Source organism: Streptomyces sp. NPDC006207 (genome assembly GCF_040613835.1).
GTDB lineage: Bacteria > Actinomycetota > Actinomycetes > Streptomycetales > Streptomycetaceae > Actinacidiphila.
The window spans coordinates 1-16,895 of sequence record NZ_JBEXSX010000044.1; the positions used below are offsets into that span (position 1 = coordinate 1).

The following is a 16,895-nucleotide window of genomic DNA, read 5'->3' on the forward strand; positions in this document are numbered from 1 at the left end:
GCCCGCCAGCGTCGCTGGCGGGCCACCCGCATCTTCACAACCTCAACGAGCCGGAGACTTGCCACCCCTCTTATCCACTCCACCGCGGCGCTCTCCTCGCGGGGCAGCACGGCGTTGACTTCTGGACCGAGTGAGCTGAACCATCCACGCTGATCATCAGCGAGTGGCCCATCTGGGCCACGCCAGCCCGAAACGAAGGCCAACAGGCGGGCAGCCAGCACGTCCGGCTGTAACCCTCCGTCGGGTTCTGGATCCCATGGACCGCTCCCGACACTACGAACGGCGGACCGCCGGCGATCAGCCGACTTGAGCCGCGTCCGCAGCACGTACGTCCAGTCGGTCTCAGGTGCTTCGGGCCCCTCGGGCAACTGCCGGCCGAAGAACGGCCGGCTCAGAGGACACCCGCAACGGCACCACTCCGTGCGGCCACTTCACTCTCCAGCGCATGGTGAGCGGGGGTCAGCCGAACTACTCAGGCGTGCCTTGAGACGACATCGCCTCCAAGCTGCCACATCTCATAGTTCCCGCATTCTGCCGTGACCTCGGCCGCCGACTGAGCCGCAGTGACGAAGTCCTCTACTACCGGCGAGTTGTGCGATGCCGCCACCGCGAGGCACACCTGGTCGGGAGCCAGATCCGGGATGGGCACATAGACGACGTCCGGATGCGGGTAGAACACGGACGCCGAACGGGCCAGGAAGGAGATGCCCCGTCCGGCCGCGACATGCTCGAGCGTCTCGTCCACCCCGCGCACCAGGTACCCGGCATTGGGGAGCGGGCGCTTGGTGGGCTGCGTGCTCGGGTCACCGTGCCAGACCAGTGGTTCGCCGGCCAGGTCGGCCTCGGTGACCTGCTCCTTGCCGGCAAACCGGTGTCCGGCGGGCAGTACTGCTACCCGCGGCTCGGTGTACAGCGGGGTGACGCGCAGGCCGGCCTCGTCGATGGGCAGCCGCACATAATCGACGTCGATGTGGCCGTCGAGCAGCATCGCAGCCTGGTCGTCCCCTTCGATCCGCTGCACGTCCACGACCACGTCCGGGTGCCGGTCCTCGAACGCACGGGTCGCCGGGGTGACTGCAACGCCGGCCCGGAAACCGACCATCAGCCGCCGCTTGCCGCCGGCGGCCGCGGACACCCGGCGGCGGACCGCGTGGGTTGAGGCGAGCAGCGGACCGGCGTCGGCCAGCAGTTGCCGGCCCGCATCTGTCAGCTCTACGCCGTGGCGATCCCTGGTAAAGAGCGAGGCGCCGAGGTCCTGCTCGAGCGCACGGATCTGCCGGCTGAGCACCGGCTGTGCGATGTGAAGCTCATCGGCGGCGCGGCCGAAGTGCAACTGGTCGGCCACGGCGACGAAGTATCGCAGTTTGCGCAGGTCCAGATCCATGGCGGGTCCTGGCTGCGGCGTACGTGGGCAGCCTCCTGCGGCCGCACCTGCCGAGTGTGGCCGCCATCTCCTTCGACGCCACTGTCGCACCCTGCGCGCTGTCCGGGACAACGCGGGTCAGGCTGTGTGGAGCGCGCCATGTCATGCGGTCGGCGTGCCCGCAGGGCTGATCGAAGACGTGGTGGAGGTCCTGGGCGACGCCCTGGGCTACGGCACCGGCGCTGTGGCGTTCGCCAAGGGATGGACGAGCTCCGGCGAGATCGACGAGGTCTATGACGTGCTGCTCCCGCAGAAGTAGTCGGGAAGCGTCAGCAGGGCCGGGCGTCATCGTGGGCGCCCGGCCCTGTTGCGTGTGCGCGAGCCGCCGGCTGCGGCCTCATTCGTAGATGAATTGATCACGCCGGGCGGAGTTGGCCCCCGCCCGGCATCCCAGACCACAGCCTCCGAGAGGGGAATTCAGGCGCCGATGCGGGGCGGTGTGGCAGTGCCGTGGACCCGCTTGGCGTGGGCCGCATACTGGCGGCGTGCCATGGCCGGGACGAGCAGCCGAACGGGCAGGGGGGCCAGCGCGAGGACGGCCTTGACGACCTCGGGGTCGCCCTCGTACATCGCCATTCCGAAGACGAGCGCCATGACCTTCTTCGGAGTGACCGCCTTGCCGTGCTCGGCGAGCTGGTGCCACTCCTTCGCGGTGAGATGCTTCTCGACCAGCGGCAGGATCTGCTCCTCTTCCAGCGCCATGTGTTCCACGAGAGCGGCCGTCAGCCTCTCGAACGCGTCAGCGAGCGCTTCGCCGCCCTGCCCGGTTGAGCGCCAGCCGCCGAGCAGCCCGGTGACCTCCGTGTGTCCGTCCTCGATGGCCCGGTGCTGCTGCTCCATGGTCGGCACGATGGCCGCCGCCTCCGCGCCCCCGCGCTCCACGAGCTTGGGCCACAGCAGCAGGTCCTCGCCTTCGTGGTGCTGGTGCAGGACGGCGCACACCAGAGCGGCGTGGGCGCCGACAACCTCCGCGCGCCGGATGTCTCCCGGCGCGACGGACCGGATGAGGCCGGGCAGCAGCCGGAACTCCCGGCGCAGCCCCGCGTGGGCCATGTACATGTCGCGCGTGTCGGCCATAGGTTCATTGACGAGTCGAGCCATGTTCTCTTCCCTTGTATCGCGGCAGCACATCCCGCCACGGGATGCGGCCGGTATTCGTCGACCGGGCACGACGTCGTGTAGGACCGGACCGCCCGGTGGGCTGCGATACCGTCGCCGTCGAAGAAGGCTGCCGAGCGGGGCTTTCCGGCAGGCCAAGCGCTACGAATCAAGGCGCTTGCTTTGCCGGAAACGGAGAACGGGCCGCAGCCGCCAGAGGAGCATGCCAAGAGGACGCATCCCCGTGCATCGGCCAGATGACTTGACCACGCGGCCCAGGTAAGGGATGACGGAGCAATCTCAACTGAACCGGGTGCCGAGGATCCGCCTCGAGGGCTTTGTCGTTCTCTCGTTCAGCCCGAGGGGCCGGCGCCCTACGGCCGGTGCCGTCGAGACGGCGGGGGCGCTTGGGGCGGGGGGTGACGGCGCGGCTGCCGGGTCAGGCCGGACGGAACCGCGGCGACGTGGTCAGGGCCGGTCCAGGTCGGCCAGGGCGTCGCGCAGCGCGGCGCGGGTGGTGATCCCAAGTTTGGGAAAGACCTGGTAGAGGTGGCCGCTCACGGTGCGGTGGGAGAGGTGGAGCTTCTCGGCGATCTGCTTGTTGGTGAGTCCGGAGGCAGCGAGCCGGGCGACCTCGGATTCCTGTGGCGTGAGCCCGGCGGGGTCCGACTTGTGCCGGGTCGCCCACCCGGCTGCCTTGAGGTGGCGTACGGCCCGGTCGGCCCATGGACGCGCGCCAAGCTCTTCGAAGATGTGCAGCGCGGTCACCAACGTCTTTCTGGCGGCTTTGGTCTTCCTCGCTTGCCACAACCGTTCGCCGTAGGCGAGGGTCACCCGGGCCCGCTCAAAGGGCCAGTCGTCGATGCCGGGAAGCGACAGCGTCCGCTCGAACAGTGCCGTCGCCTCGTCGGTGTCCGTGGCCGCCAAGGCCGTGGCGCCGCCGACGAGGAGCGCGAGGCGTGGCGAGATGTGTGCGATCCCGGCTTCCTGAACGGCCCGCACATGGGCGGTCGCCGCCGCCCGGCGGTCGGTGCGCAGGGCGGCTTCCACCAGGTCCATCACCACCCAGACCGCGTGCGGGACGTAGCGCGCCAGCGAGCCGGCCGGGCTGATGGCCTCCGCGTGCCGGAACGCGCTCTCGAAGTCCCCTTCCGCCAGCGCCGCCAGCACCCGCAGGTGCGCGGCAGTACTCATCATGTGGCCCACGCCCCGGGACGCCGCCTGGGACGTCATCGCGTCGGCCGTCTCCACAACGGAACCGACATCACCGCGTGCCGCCGCGACCAGTGCCTTCTCGTACCGGAAGTACCAAGTGTAGGACGGGTAGTCGACCTGCCCGCTGAGCAGCAGTCCTTCGTCGGCCAGGCGGATCGTCTCGTCCCAACGGCCGGTGTTGAACGCGTCCTGGCACAGGAGCGGAAGAACCCCGAGCTTCTTGACGGCCAGGCCTGCGCCCTGTTCCTGGCCATGGATACGGCGGGCAGCGTCGCGCGCACGGGACAGCCTGTCCACGTAGACGCCCGCGGTGCCGATGCGGACGATCTTCGTCGGATCGCTCTCATGGGCAAGCCCAGCGAGCAGTTCGTCCAGTTCGCGCAGCGCGGCGACGCCGACCCGTGCGGGATCGCCGAGCGCCACCGCGGACACCGTGATCACCGCGGGCACGTCGGGAAGGCGTGCCACGATCCTGTGGAAGGCCTGCCACAGTTCCTGCCGGCCACCGAAGTGGCACAGCAGGATCAGCACGTAGAGGGCTTCGTCGAGCGCGGGATCGTAGGAGCCACGCCGGTGGAGCGTCTTCTCGATGGCGTTGACCATCACTTGGTGGGCCGGGTCGATGTCCCCGGTGCCGTTGAGCATGAGGTGGACCGTGGTGGCCGCCGAGTAGAGGGAGGCGTGGTCGTCGGTGCCGGCTTGCCGGGCGTCTTGGAGGAGGTGGGAGGCGCTGACCAGTTCGCCGGTCGCGTCGGCGCTGATGAAGGCTGCCTGGGCGAGTCGGCGGGCGCGGTCGGGCGCCGCGGGGCTCAGGTGCCCGGCCCGCGTGAGGGCCCGGATCGCGGCGAAGGAGTCACCGCGTGTGCCGGCCATGTGGGCGCTGCGTTCGAGGAGGGCCGCGACCTCCTCGTCGGACTCCACGGACGCTTCGCCCAGATGCCATGCCCGGCGTTCGAGCTGGTCATGCAGCACGTCGGCGATGGTGCAGTGTGCCGCACGGCGCTCCGCGGTGGTGGAGGCTCCGACGACCGCCGAGCGGATCAACGGGTGCCGGAAACCCAGGCGGTGGCCGCTGTCGTCGATCCGGACCAGGTCGTCCTGTTCAGCGGGGCCCAGGTCAACCAGCGTGGCCTGGACAGAGGGGTGCTGTCCCGCGCGTTGCAGGACGGCCAGGTCACCGGTCCCGTCCAGCGCGGCGATCAGGAGCAGACGGCGCGAGGCGGGCGGCATCCCGGCTACGCGCCCGGCGAAGAGGGCTTCCAGGCGCCGGCCCAAGGGAAGGACCTCGGGGAGGCGCTCCAGCGCGGAACGCTGGGGCCCGGTCAAGGCGGTGGGCAGCTCCAGCAGCGCGAGCGGATTGCCGTGGGCGGCGGTGAGGACCCGGTCCACCACGCTCCACACCAGGCCCGGATGACGGAGCCCGACGAGTCGGCACGCGGATCGGCGGTCCAGGGGCAGGACCTCGTGTGTGGGCAGGCCCGTGCCGTCGAAGAAGCCCCTGCTTCCCCCGCGGGCCGCAGCCAGGAAGGTGATACCGGTGCCGGTGAGGCGGCGGGCCACAAGCCCGAGGACCACGGCACTGGCCCGGTCGACCCAGGGAAGGTCGTCCACGACCAGCAACAACGGCTGCTCCGCGGCCGCACGACGCAGCAACGCCAGTGCGGCATTGGCGACGACGAGGCTTTGCGGTGTTGCACCTGCGCCGAACCCCAGCGCCACCCGCAGTGCCTCACGGTAGAGGTCGTCGAGCGCCTCGATCTCCTCATGGAGAGGGAGAAGCAGCTGGTTGAGCGCGGAGTACGTCATACCCGTCTCGAATTCCGCGCCCGCCGCCCGCAGGACGCGGACACCGGCCGCCGCAGCGCGCCGGGCGACCGCGTCCAGCAGGGCGGTCTTGCCCACCCCGGGCTCGCCCGACAGCAGCAGCGCCCCGAGGGCGCCCGCCGGACGGTCGAAAAGGTCGTCGATCAGCTCCAGGTCCTTTTGACGCCCGACCAGTTCCCCCGGTTCGCAGTCGTGCGAACGGTGATCGCGGCTCACGAACGTCTCCCAATTACTTGGATCACACACGGCGCACAGCGTCTGTCCGCCCCGGTGGTGCAGTTGTTCGGCCGCTGCCGGGGGAGCGGCAGCGGGTCCAGACCGCGGTGGACGGCTGCCGGGGACCGGGCCCCGGACCGGACCGCTGTCCGAGCCGGCCGTAAGGCGCCCACCGTCTTCCTTGAACGCCCACTGCCGGCGTTTCGTTCCAGGCGCGGCAGCTGTGCCGGGCCCCTCACGGCCCCTGTGGCCTTGGCGGCTCGTCCGCCTCCTGGCGTGATGCGGCCCCGAATCGGTCGGTGTCGGCAGGACCGCCCAGGCGGGGAGGCGTCGCACGCGTGCGCCGGCCGGCGTGTGGCCACGCTGCGTCCACCGGCCACCTCGGACTCACGTGACATCTCAGCGCCGGTCGCGAGAACGCGGGGCCCTGGGAGGGATCTCGAGCCGGTTCGCCGAGACGGGTTCGTCGCGTACTCTGGGTCGGCCGCCCAGGTGGTCCGACGGAGACCCGGCGGGTGTGTGCTGGGGGGCACCGTTCCTGAGCGGCGGCACGATCACGGAAGGATCCGAGGGGAAACAGCCGGGAACGGCCCTGCCCTCTCCATCCTCTCCTGACCGCTGCCGGACTCCTCCCGTGCTCCTCCGGTCGCGGCCACCGTGCGGCGGGCCTTGGACAGGGAGGCCCGCCGCACCCAGCCCGTCAGCCCATGGCCCCGTGGTCCATCGCCCCGTGGTCCATCGGCGGCACGGCGCCACCGCCGGCGGCGGGCTTGCCCGGGGTGTTCATCATCTTCAGCATCATGTTCTGCAGGGTGAGCACCTCCGGCGGCATGACGACGAAGGGACGCATCATGCCCTCGTCCTCGTGGTCGAGGATGTGGCAGTGATACATGAACCGGCCGGTCTCGCGTCCGAACTGGCCGGCGACGGTCACCATGGAGTTCGCCGGCATGTTGACGGTGTCCTTCCATCCTGACTCACTGACGGCGATCGGCATCGCGTCCTTGATGATGATCGGCCGGGTGGTGCCGCCCAGCGCGGTGTCGAAGGCTGTGCCGTCGACCATGCGGCGCTCGAGGAGCTGGAAGTTCATCAGGTGGATGTGCATCGGGTGCTGGATCTGCTGCTGCACCGGACCCACGCTGATGAACGTCCACTTCTCCCAGCTCCCCGCCGCGGCGAAGAAGTTGGTGGCGTCCTCGAAGTGCTTGCCCACGACGCGGAAGGTACGGGTTCCGCCGGGCAGGGCGAGCTGCACGACGCCCTTGCCGGTGCCCGTGCCCGTGCCCGCCGGAGCCTCCTGCAGCTCCATGATCGTCGGCATGCCCATCGGGTCGAAGGAGAGCATGACGAAGCGCTCGACCGCGTCCTGCGGGATGTCGGACGCGGTCAGGCGCCTGAACCGCGGGTCCAGCTTCTTCGGCGCGACGTAGGACTGCTTCCGCCCCCTGCCCACGCGGAACTGCATGACCTGCGGGTACGGCACGCCGGCCGCGGGCACGGGCGTGCCCGCTGGGGCGGGAGGCGCACCGGGGGCGCCGGGCGCGACGTTGACGAGCCTGAGCCGCCGGCCGCGGAAAGCCGCGAAGTCGATCACGATGTCAACGCGCTCGGCAGGGGCGAGGGTCAGGCTCCCCTCGACGCCCTGCGGCTTGTCGAGCAGGCCCATGTCGGTGCCGATGACCTTGATCGCGCCCTTGACGGGCTGCCCGGTCTCCTCGTCCACCAGAGCGAGGATGTAAGCCCGGGCGTTGGAGGCGTTCACCACGCGGAAGCGGTAGGCGGTGGCCTCCACGTCGAGGTAGGGCCACACCCGGCCGTTGACCATGGTGTAGGGGCCCTGGAACTGCACGGCGGCCGCCATCACCCCGGGGATGGACGGGCCGACCTGGATCCGCTTCGCGAGGAGCTGCCCGTTGATCCGCCCCTTGCCGTCGGTGTCGAAGTTGACATCGGCGATGGTCAGCGGGATCTCGTACCGGCCGCGCGGCAGATCGAGGCGGTCCTCGTTCTCGTCACGGATGATGTAGTTGCCGAGCAGGCCCGCCATCACGTTGAGCGCGGTCACCGGCATGGCGTGATCATGGTAGAAGAGGTGCGCCGCGGCCGTGTCATTGGTGTACTCGGCGAGCTGCGCGCTGCCGCGGGTCACACCCGAGTCCGGGGCGCCGTCGGAGATCGCGTGCTGCCGGCCGCCGTGCAGGTGGACCGAGGTCCAAGCGGGCAGCGCGGCCACCTCGGGCCGCTCCTTCGCGCCCCGCGAGCCGGGGGTGTTCAGGGACAGGAAGCCCGGCGGCGGCCCCTCGGGCTCCACGAAGACGCCCTTGACGGGGCTGGTGCCGGTGAGCTCGTTCCGCCAGGCCAGCCGGAACCGCTGACCACGCCGGGCCTCGATGGTCGGGCCGGGAAAGTAGCCCTCGTACGTCCACATGCGGGTCGCGGGGAGCTGCGAGTGCAGACGTATCTTCATCTCGACCAGGCGCACCTCAGTGGTGTCCCGGCTCGAGGGCTTCAGAGTGGGCGGGATCGGCAGCTCGTCCTTGAACGGCGTCAGCTCGGTCACCCGCGGCGAGGAGGGGCCCTCGAGGTCCAGGGCCTTGCCACCGCTCAGCCGCGCCGACGTGTCCACCGCAGCCTTGGCCTCGGCGCCCCCACCGGCCAGCAGATTCATCCCCCCGTAGCCGGCCACGCCGGCCACGGCGCCTCCCGCGATCCCGAAGAAGGTCCGCCTCTTATGCGCTGCCACGTGCTGTCCACTCCTTGATGTTCGTTTCTCCGACGGCTTGTACGCCCGCCCGTGTCCGGATCCACCGGTGAGCGAGCCCATCGTCATGCAGGGCACCCGGAACGGGTCACCACATCGCCGGCTTCCGCCGAAATACAGGCACTGGCCACAGAGGCTGCGCCGCTACTTCCCGCGGTGCGCCCGCCGATCCCACGCGGTCGGCCTGGGACCGCACTGAACGCATGCACGCGATGGAATCCGGACGGCAGACACGGCATGCCAGCAGGCTTTCCGGCGGTCTGATTCACGCCGGTCCGCGCACACCCCACCACGATCCGTCATGGCGGGTTCCCACAGCTCATGGGCGGGCATGCAAGACCTCTCACCTTCCGAATCGCCATGAGCCTGTCGTCATGTGCGGATACGACATATCCGAACCAGATCCCGTTCGAAGCCCAGTCCGGTGATGGCCGCGAAGGTGAGCGTACGCATCGACGCGTGGCCGAACATGAGTAACATGACCTGTTTTCCCGTGGGGCAGCCCCCGTCATCCTTCTTCGGTGAACCGGTTGCCGTCGCCCTGCCGCCTCGCCGAAACGGTGGAATGGGCATGACCAGCCGAAGGGCGCCGTGCGGATTCCTGCGTCCGTGGTGCGGACCACGTGGCGTCGGCTCACGGGGACTCTGCCCCGGCGGCGGCCGGGCGCCCATTCCCACGGCGCCGGTCCCGCGCTCAGGGTCGGCTCGTCGACGGCGCCCACGATCAGCACCAGGGCAGCCATGACCGGCTGGGGGTCTTCTCACTGGTGGGCGTGGACGGTTTTGAACGCCGACATCCGCCTTGTAGGCCTGGTGGTCATGGTCATCGGGGGTGCGCAGGTCATACCGGCATTGGGGAGTCCCCAGCTCTCAGCCAGTCATCGCGACCGCGACGTACAACTGAGTACGTCCGCATCAGGCGGTCGATATGCAGAGCCCGGCTGACCGGTTCAGGCCTGTGCCGCGGAAGGAGCGGGAGGTGCTGGGCCTGAAGGTGCCGGGGGTGGTGTCGGCCGTCCCGCAGCAGCGGACGGCTGCAGTGGTGCCTTGCGCCTTGGAGCGGGCTGAGGTGGTGCCCGCCGCGGTGATGCCAGAGGCGTCCGTGCTGCCGGGCCACGCCGCGTCGGTCGGCTCCTCCTCCGGCGCCGAAGGTGAGCCCGGGCGCACCGTGTCCTGGCGGGCCGACTACCGCCGGCTCAACCACCGATTGGACCGCGATCCCCTCGATGACTGGCCTTCCTCGGTCTCGCCACCGCCCTTTGCTGCTGCAAACAGCACGTCTGGCGCACCAGTACGAGAACGTCAACCGGCTCTGCTACGTCCGTGGCCCCGAGGGCATCGCCGTCGGACACGGTGAGCGGCTCAGCTGAGGCCGCCCGAATTCGCCGCGCACCCAGGGCGAGCGGGGCCGGCCCTGCCACGGCCGACTGACGGCTGCTACGCGTCTTGGCATGGCCAGCGGTACTTGTGAATCAAGCTTGACGGGCTCGCACGGCCTGTCCTACCTCGAAGGTCGGCGCACATATCAGCAGAGTCACCGGCACGGACCGGCACGCGCACCGCATCTCCGCCCGCTTCCGTACCAGCTCTTCCGGAACAATCGGACTGCTTGATCCGGCTACCGACCTACATGCCGACGGACTTGGCGCGTGGGTGTGGTTCCCGGTGGTTTCCCGGCGCACGATCGCAGTCAGGTGACCATATACACTCCGGATGTGATCATGCCAGGCATCTCGGGCGTCGACTCGCCGTCCAACTCCAGTTCACCGCGCATGCACATCCAGGTTGCACTGGCTCACGCGCAGCGCGACGAGTTGCTGAGACAGCGGTGGCGGAGACTGAACGACGCTCGTCCTTGGCACGTGCACTCGTTGCGAGTTCCGCGGCAGTACACGACAGGCCATTACCGGTGCTGGGTGGACTCCTCCGAGATCGGGGACATTGCCGTCAGCGAGCAATACGGCGACGCGGTGGAAGGCGTCATAGGCATGAAGCGGGCCACGGAGCGACGCACGGTGGTTCACATCATGCACAGTGGCGGGCTGAGCCTCACCGAAGCAGGTCGTACCGTTCAGGTCCCACCGGGCACGATGTGCGTACGGGATGCACAGGTGCCGCGGGAGTTCTCCTATCGCCCCGGCACACGGGCGCGGGTACTGCTGCTGCCCTCGGAAACACTGACCGGCACCGGACTCGACCAGCTGCCGACGCTCACGGTCATCTCCCAGAAAGCTCCCGAGGCGCGGCTGCTGCTGGGACAGCTTCATCTGATCCGCAGGATGCGGGGTGAATTGAGTCCGGCAGGCGTCCACGCCGCTCAGCAATCCGTCGTGCAGTTGCTGGCAGGCGCGCTCATGGCCCGGGGGGTGTCCGCCGACCCTGCCTTCCGCCCTTCGCTGCGCACGGCTGCCCGCAACTGTGTGGAAGCCCGGCTCCTGGACCCTCACCTGTCTCCGGCCGAGGTGGCAAGGACCCTGTCGGTCTCGGTTCGCACATTGCACCGAGCTTTCGCCGAAGTCGATGAGTCCCTGATGGCATACGTCCGGCGGCGCCGTTTGGAGCGAGCGCGCGAAGAACTCGTCGCACTGGGCGGGAGGTACACCGTATCCGCCGTAGCGGCTCGATGGCACTTCGCCGATGTGAGCCACTTCAGCCGGGCCTTCAAGCGGCAGTTCGGCGAGACACCGAGCTCGCTCGTTCACTGATGCCGCGAAGGAGCGGGCGCTTCCCGCTCCGGGCCGCGAGCGGACGATTCCCGGTCCACAACCGGGCTTTCGTCCACGGGTGGACCTTACTTCGCCGGCCGTCGCTGCTCGCCTCGATGCAGGATCGACGGCTCTCAGCGGCGCGCCGCCGCGTCCTGCCGAATGGGCCTTCGGCAGGACGCGGCTCGGCGTGCCTTCCACGGCAAGCCGTGGCGGTGGGCGGGCTCTATTGAGCGGACACCGGGGTGGTGACGTTGCTGAAGTTGTTGGCTCCGGCGGCGTTGGCCGCCGTGACCGGGCCGTGCGTCCAGATGCCGAGGACGTTGTTGGAGATCGTATTTCCGGTGATCTGGATGGACATCGGCTCCACGGTGCTCACAAGCAGGCCCGTCGTCTGCAGATCGTGCGTGGTGCCAGTGTAGGTGTCCCCCACGACGTTGTTGGTGCCGATCTGGTTGTTGCTGACGACGTTGCCGCCCAGGTCCAGGCCGGACGCGCCACCGTGCACAGCCACAGCCGCCCAGCCGTTGCCGGTCACGACGTTGCTCTGCGCGGTGTTGCCGTAGACCGCGCCGCCGGCCACGGCCGACGCGATAGTGATCCCGCCGCCGCCCGCCTCAAGTCCGTTGTCGAACACGTTGTTGCTGGTGATGCTGTTGCCGAAGACGCCACCGGCACTGGGGGCGCGCACGCCTCCAGGAGCCGCCGCCCCGTTGCGGGAGACCAGGGTGAAGCCGGAGCCCAGGGCGTTGCCGTGTACGGAGTTCCCGCTGAAGGTGCTGCCCGAGGCGGGACCTGTCTCGTCGCTGATGACGATCCCGGAGCCGTTGCCGCTGACGGTGCTGGCCAGCACGGTGGCGTTGGCGCTGCCGAGCAAGTGGATGCCTCCGCCGCAGTCACCGGGCTTGTCCTGCGTCGGCCGGCACGGAGCGTATGAGTTGGCGACGGCGTTCGGGCCCGTACCGGTGTTGTTGCCCGTGACGATGGTGTTCGCGATGGTCGCGTTCTTCACACTGTTGACCAGGATCCCCTCGCCGACGGCGTTCTTCACCGTGAACCCGGTCACCGTGACGTCGGGCGCGCTGATCTCGATGCCGTTGATGAGGTCGGTTGCGTCGATGGTGACGTTCGAACGGGCTTCGAGAGCCAGCGGCTTGGACACCGCGATGTCCTCGTGGAACGTGCCGTTGCAGACGACGACTCGACCACCGCCGGCCACCCCCTTGACAGCCGCATTGATCGAGGTGAAGGCGGGAGTGCTGCAGCTGGTGTTCGCTGCGGAAGCGACCGCGGTAGGCGAGACGTAGACCGTCTGGGGGAGGGTCTGCGGAAGGGAGAACGCGTAGAGCTTGTTGTTGTCACCCTTGGACGGGAAGAACGGGCCCAGATTCTGGGTGTGGTATCCGGAGCCCCAGTACACCGAGCCGTCCACGATCGACGCGCCGCCGAGGACCGCACCTCCGCTGGGGAAGCCCCACTTGATGGCGCCGGTCGCGGCGTCGAGCGCGTACATGTTGTTGCCGGTCGGATTCGTGGATCCGCCGTAGACGACGCCGTTCGCGCTGGACACGAAGGACATGGGAGAGGCCGAGTCGGGCGTTGCGGTCTCCCACAGGATGTTCCCAGTGGCAGGGTCGAGGGCGGCCCAGAAACCGCCCGTGGTGGTCGACTTCTGCCCGGTCGCGGACGTGAGAGTCACGGGCAGGTGGTTGGTGTTGGTGTTGGCGACGTAGATGCGCTTGCCGTCGGCCGCCGAGCCCCACTGCAGGCCACCGAGGTTGCCGCCGGGGCCGACCGCCGTGGCCCAGACGATCTTTCCGGTGGCCGGGTCGAGCGTCCAGTAGACGCCGCTCTTCTGGCCGATACCGAGCAGGTCGGTGGTCTTGCCGTCGACGGTGGTGGTGAAGAGGTTGGGACCAGCGCCGAAGTCGAAGTCGTCACCGAACCGCTGGCCGACGGTCCAGGTGTCGGCGGTCAGGGTCTTGGTGCCCCAGACGATCTCGCCGGTGTGCATGTCGAAGGCGACGATGGAGTCCTGGTAGTTGTCGGCCGCCCCGGGATCGCAGTCGGTCTCGTCGGGCGAGGTGCATACGCCGGGCGGCACGGTGTAGTTGTTCCCCGTTCCGACGTACACCAGCCCCGTCTTCTCGTCGACCACCGGGTTGCTGCCCCACACAGCGCCGCCGGTGTAGCCCTCGGGAACGACGTAGGTCTTCCACAGCTTCTTGCCGGTGACGGCGTCCAGGGCGACAACGCTGCCGCGGAACGTGTACGGCGGGGCGAACTTCTCGGCCTTGGACGACACGCCGACGTACACGACACCGTCGGCGATGACGGGCGACGACGTCACGATGGCGGCCGGGTCGGCGTCGATCTGGGTCCTCCAGAGCCTGGTGCCGGTCAGGGCGTCGATCCCGAAGAGGAACGCGCCGTCCGTGCTGTCGCTGCGCTGCTCGCCCGACCCGGTGACGATCTCGCCGTTCCAGTACGCGGGGCTGAGCCGCGAGATGTCGCCGGCGATCCCGGTGTACTCGCTGATCTGGTGGCTCCAGATCTTCTGACCGGTCGTCGCCTGCACCTTGTACAGGTTGCCTGCCCAGTCCGGCGCGTACACGTAGCCGTCCACCACGGTCGGCGTGGCCGAAACGCTGTCTCCTGTGGTGAAGGTCCACTTCGTCTTCAGGTTGGCCACGTTGTCCGTGCCGATGGTGCGCTCGGCGGCCGCGTTGTGCGTGTCGCCGAGGTCGCCACCCGCGTACGGCCAGTCGGACGCGGATGCCGTCGACGCGACCGGGGCCGCGACGGTCGCGGACGGTGCGGCCGTCGCCGCCACGGCGTTGGCGGGCAGGGACGCCATGAGTCCGGCCATGGCCAGCCCAACCACGCCGGCACGCACCCGCCTTCGCCTTGCGCGGGCGGGTATGCGGGGTATGGACATGAAGGAGCACCTCCCGATGCTTGCTGATCTTGCGATCGAGAGCATAGGGACGCCCTGCCAGGGCGGCGGGCCGCCTTTGGCGTGCGACGTGCAGCCTCGGCGGATGGGAACTGAGATCAGCGCGGCTCCGTTTTTGGGGCTCTCGATAATGGTTCGCAGGCGTGGAGCGAGGATTCCTGCGCAGCTTCCATGAGGCTTGGGATGTCCCGGAGCTGTGGACCGGGGCCTCATGAGGATTGCCCCGAACGGAAAACGCGGAAGCGAGTCCAGCGAGGTCATTTCCGAGGGCCGCCTGATCATTTTCTGAGTCCGGGGACACTCCGCCGCCGGGTAGAAGCATCGCGACCATCACGATCGCCCCCGACTGGGAACTGTCCGCGTGCGAGTGGCGCCACCCCAAGGGTCCGAACGATGCCGCCGACGAGGTCTTTCACTCATCGGCCCCCCCCTAAGAGGGTTGCGGATTGTCTGCCCGACTCAGGAGGTAGTCCGGCAGGACAGCGCTCACTACGCCAAATTCCGCCACAGCCGCACATTCCTTCACTCGGCCATGACTCACCCTCCCCCCGCGACGTTCTGGCCCAGTTTCGGAATCGGCACATCACGCCTGACGTCGCTGGACGGCGCATTCGCAGAAAGGGTGAGGCCCTTCAGTCGCAGGTCGCGATCCAATGCGCGGTCGACGCTCGGGGCGGCATCCACGCTTGGGTGGCCTCCCGGCGAGCGTGGCACGGAAGTTCATGTGCTTGACACTGGCCTTCCAGCGCTCCAGCCGCAGTGCGTGATCTTCATGCCTGGATGGCGTGCCGTGGGCAGCGGACGGCCCGGGATCGGGCACGGTGGCGGCACCGCCAAGTGGAACAGCCGCGATTCCCCACCGTCCGGCCTGGTCCGCGCGATGCCGCGGGGCATCTTTTGTCCTGCCGTGCTCGTGAGAGCGACGACGCCCGTGTTCCGTGCGGAGAGCTCCGAGAGGTTCGGCCCAGGTGCCCGCCGATGGCTGGCAGTGGCTGCCAGGGTCGCCGCGGTGCTGCAGGACGCCTGGCAGCGCCTCGCGGACCAGCAGGCCGCCGTCATTGCGGCGATCGGCGACAACGCCCGGTCCCGGGAGGCCGCCGGCCGTCTCGCCCAGTTCCAGGCCGCCATCACCGACTTGCAGCAGTGTGTCGACAGCGAAGCGCGGGCGTTCGTGTCCGTGCAGCTGCCGCACCTGTACGAGGAAGGGGCCCGGGCCGCGGCGCGCGCGGTCGGCGGGCACTTCTCGTGGACGCTCATCCACCGCGAGGCCCTGCAGTCGCTGGCCTCCGACTCCTACGCCGACTTCCTGCGCCGCTCGCAGGAGGAACAGCGCATGGCCGGCGCGTTCTACCGGGCCGTGCGGGACGCCGCACGGCGCGAGGTGCCGCTGCTGGCCGCCGGCCAGACCACGGCCCTGCCGGCCGCGAAGGCCATGGCTGACCGCCTGGCCGCCGAGCACCAGCTGACGACCGTGATCTACCGCAACGGCCTTGGCTGGACCGCCCCGAAGGTCCGCCACGCCGACAGCGCCGACCTGTGGACCTGGCTCATCATCGCCGCGCACACCCAGCTTCGCCTCGCCCGTCCCCTTGCCGAGGACCTCCGCCGGCCCTGGGAACGTCCCGCCGCACCACGCCGCCTCACCCCCGCCCGGGTGCGGCGGGGGTTTCGCAACGTCCACGCGACCACGGCCCGTCCGGCGGCCGCACCGAAACCGTCCCGGCCGGGTGTGAAGCTCGCCCAGTGTCGCGGCCAAGCGTGGCTCCAGCGCATCCACTTCGTCCCGGGCCTCGGCGAATCGATCCAGCTCGAACAACACAGAAACCACTGCAACGTGGTGGCGGCGCGGCTTGGCCTTGCCTGCCGGGCTCTTCGGTACCTGGCCGGGCAACGCCTGCTGGTGCATCCGGCTGCGGTGCGGCGGCCTATCGACGGTCTACGGGGCCGCGCGAACCGGACCGCGTGAACGCAACAGCGCGCCCTCGACCACGCATCTGCGGGTGCTGCCCCAGGGGCAGCACCCGCGTGTGTCCTGGCACGGCCTCCCCCACGATGTGCACACTTATGTAAGGTGGTGTGCATGACGGAGACGACGTACTCGATCGTGGAAGCCCGGGCCCGCCTGGGTGCCATCGCCCGCGAAGTCAGCGCCACCCGCGAGCCGGTCGCCATCACCGACCACGGCCAGACCGTCGCCATACTGGTCAGCCCCGCCGACGCCCTGGAACTCCAGGAGCTGCGGGCCCTGGCCGCCTACCGGGCACGCCAGGCGCGAGGTGACGACGCCGGTGTCCCGCACGACGAGGCCTACCGGCGGATCTTCGGCGAGGGCACGGCGTGAGCTACGAGGTCATCTGGGAGCCCGAGGCCCTCGCCCAGGCAGAACGGCTCGCCAAAGACGACCCCGACGGAGTACGCCAGGTGTTCGCCGCCGTCGACCACCTCGCCGTCGACCCGCGCCCCGACGGCGCATTCGGCAGCGCCGACCTGCTGCGCATCCACATCGGCGCCTACCGCGTGATGTACGAGATCAGCGAACAGCAGATCCGCATCAGCGTCATCCACCTCGGACGCGTGCGCTGACCGAGGCCCGGTTCGGACGGCTCACCGCGGTCGCGTTCCTGGGCGTCAACGGCCACACCCTGATTTACCGGCCGGAGGACGCCGCGGTTCTGATGCGCGACGTCATCTCCG

9 protein-coding genes and 1 pseudogene are annotated in these 16,895 nt (G+C 69.4%); 5 read left to right on the forward strand and 5 right to left on the reverse strand.

Going from position 1 to position 16,895, the window contains the following annotated elements:
* Positions 1 to 472: 472 nt before the first annotated feature.
* Positions 473 to 1,384, reverse strand: a complete 912-nt coding sequence (locus tag ABZ312_RS29660; protein WP_500439128.1) for a LysR family transcriptional regulator — start codon at positions 1,382 to 1,384, stop codon at positions 473 to 475.
* A 154-nt stretch (positions 1,385 to 1,538) separates the two neighbouring features.
* On the opposite strand from ABZ312_RS29660, the gene ABZ312_RS29665 reads away from it, so the two are divergent.
* Positions 1,539 to 1,682, forward strand: a complete 144-nt coding sequence (locus ABZ312_RS29665; protein WP_500328756.1) for a hypothetical protein — start codon at positions 1,539 to 1,541, stop codon at positions 1,680 to 1,682.
* 158 nt (positions 1,683 to 1,840) lie between these two features.
* On the opposite strand, the gene ABZ312_RS29670 is transcribed toward ABZ312_RS29665, so the two are convergent.
* From ABZ312_RS29670 to ABZ312_RS29680, 3 genes are all read right to left on the reverse strand, one after another.
* Positions 1,841 to 2,500 (reverse strand): hemerythrin domain-containing protein, encoded by a 660-nt coding sequence (locus tag ABZ312_RS29670; protein WP_500328755.1) that lies wholly within the window; start codon positions 2,498 to 2,500, stop codon positions 1,841 to 1,843.
* A 489-nt stretch (positions 2,501 to 2,989) separates the two neighbouring features.
* Positions 2,990 to 5,776: an AAA family ATPase gene (locus ABZ312_RS29675; RefSeq protein WP_500439129.1), complete on the reverse strand. Its 2,787-nt coding sequence runs from the start codon at positions 5,774 to 5,776 to the stop codon at positions 2,990 to 2,992.
* Between the two features lie 700 nt (positions 5,777 to 6,476).
* Entirely contained in the window at positions 6,477 to 8,522 is a 2,046-nt protein-coding gene (locus ABZ312_RS29680) for a multicopper oxidase family protein (protein ID WP_500439130.1), read from the reverse strand.
* Between the two features lie 1,739 nt (positions 8,523 to 10,261).
* On the opposite strand from ABZ312_RS29680, the gene ABZ312_RS29685 reads away from it, so the two are divergent.
* Positions 10,262 to 11,245: a helix-turn-helix domain-containing protein gene (locus ABZ312_RS29685; RefSeq protein WP_500328800.1), complete on the forward strand. Its 984-nt coding sequence runs from the start codon at positions 10,262 to 10,264 to the stop codon at positions 11,243 to 11,245.
* A 226-nt stretch (positions 11,246 to 11,471) separates the two neighbouring features.
* Here ABZ312_RS29685 and ABZ312_RS29690 read toward each other — a convergent pair whose 3' ends face one another.
* Entirely contained in the window at positions 11,472 to 14,114 is a 2,643-nt protein-coding gene (locus tag ABZ312_RS29690; RefSeq protein WP_500439131.1) for an outer membrane protein assembly factor BamB family protein, read from the reverse strand.
* Positions 14,115 to 15,642: 1,528 nt separating this feature from the next.
* Here ABZ312_RS29690 and ABZ312_RS29695 point away from each other — a divergent pair.
* From ABZ312_RS29695 to ABZ312_RS29705, 3 genes and pseudogenes are all read left to right on the forward strand, one after another.
* A pseudogene (locus ABZ312_RS29695) lies at positions 15,643 to 15,930 on the forward strand (NF041680 family putative transposase); the annotation flags it as partial.
* 351 nt (positions 15,931 to 16,281) lie between these two features.
* Entirely contained in the window at positions 16,282 to 16,542 is a 261-nt protein-coding gene (locus tag ABZ312_RS29700; RefSeq protein ID WP_500328750.1) for a type II toxin-antitoxin system Phd/YefM family antitoxin, read from the forward strand.
* Positions 16,539 to 16,784, forward strand: coding sequence for a type II toxin-antitoxin system RelE family toxin (locus ABZ312_RS29705; RefSeq protein ID WP_500328749.1), 246 nt, complete (start codon positions 16,539 to 16,541; stop codon positions 16,782 to 16,784). The genes ABZ312_RS29700 and ABZ312_RS29705 overlap by 4 nt, the downstream gene beginning before the upstream one ends.
* Positions 16,785 to 16,895 lie beyond the last annotated feature (111 nt).

Excerpts from the sequence above, each read along its gene's own strand:
- ABZ312_RS29660 (WP_500439128.1), bottom strand. The coding sequence starts at position 1,384 with ATGGATCTGGACCTGCGCAAACTGCGATACTTCGTCGCCGTGGCCGAC.
- ABZ312_RS29670 (WP_500328755.1), bottom strand. The coding sequence starts at position 2,500 with ATGGCCGACACGCGCGACATGTACATGGCCCACGCGGGGCTGCGCCGG.
- ABZ312_RS29685 (WP_500328800.1), top strand. The coding sequence starts at position 10,262 with ATGCCAGGCATCTCGGGCGTCGACTCGCCGTCCAACTCCAGTTCACCG.
- ABZ312_RS29690 (WP_500439131.1), bottom strand. The coding sequence starts at position 14,114 with ATGGCCGGACTCATGGCGTCCCTGCCCGCCAACGCCGTGGCGGCGACG.
- ABZ312_RS29700 (WP_500328750.1), top strand. The coding sequence starts at position 16,282 with ATGACGGAGACGACGTACTCGATCGTGGAAGCCCGGGCCCGCCTGGGT.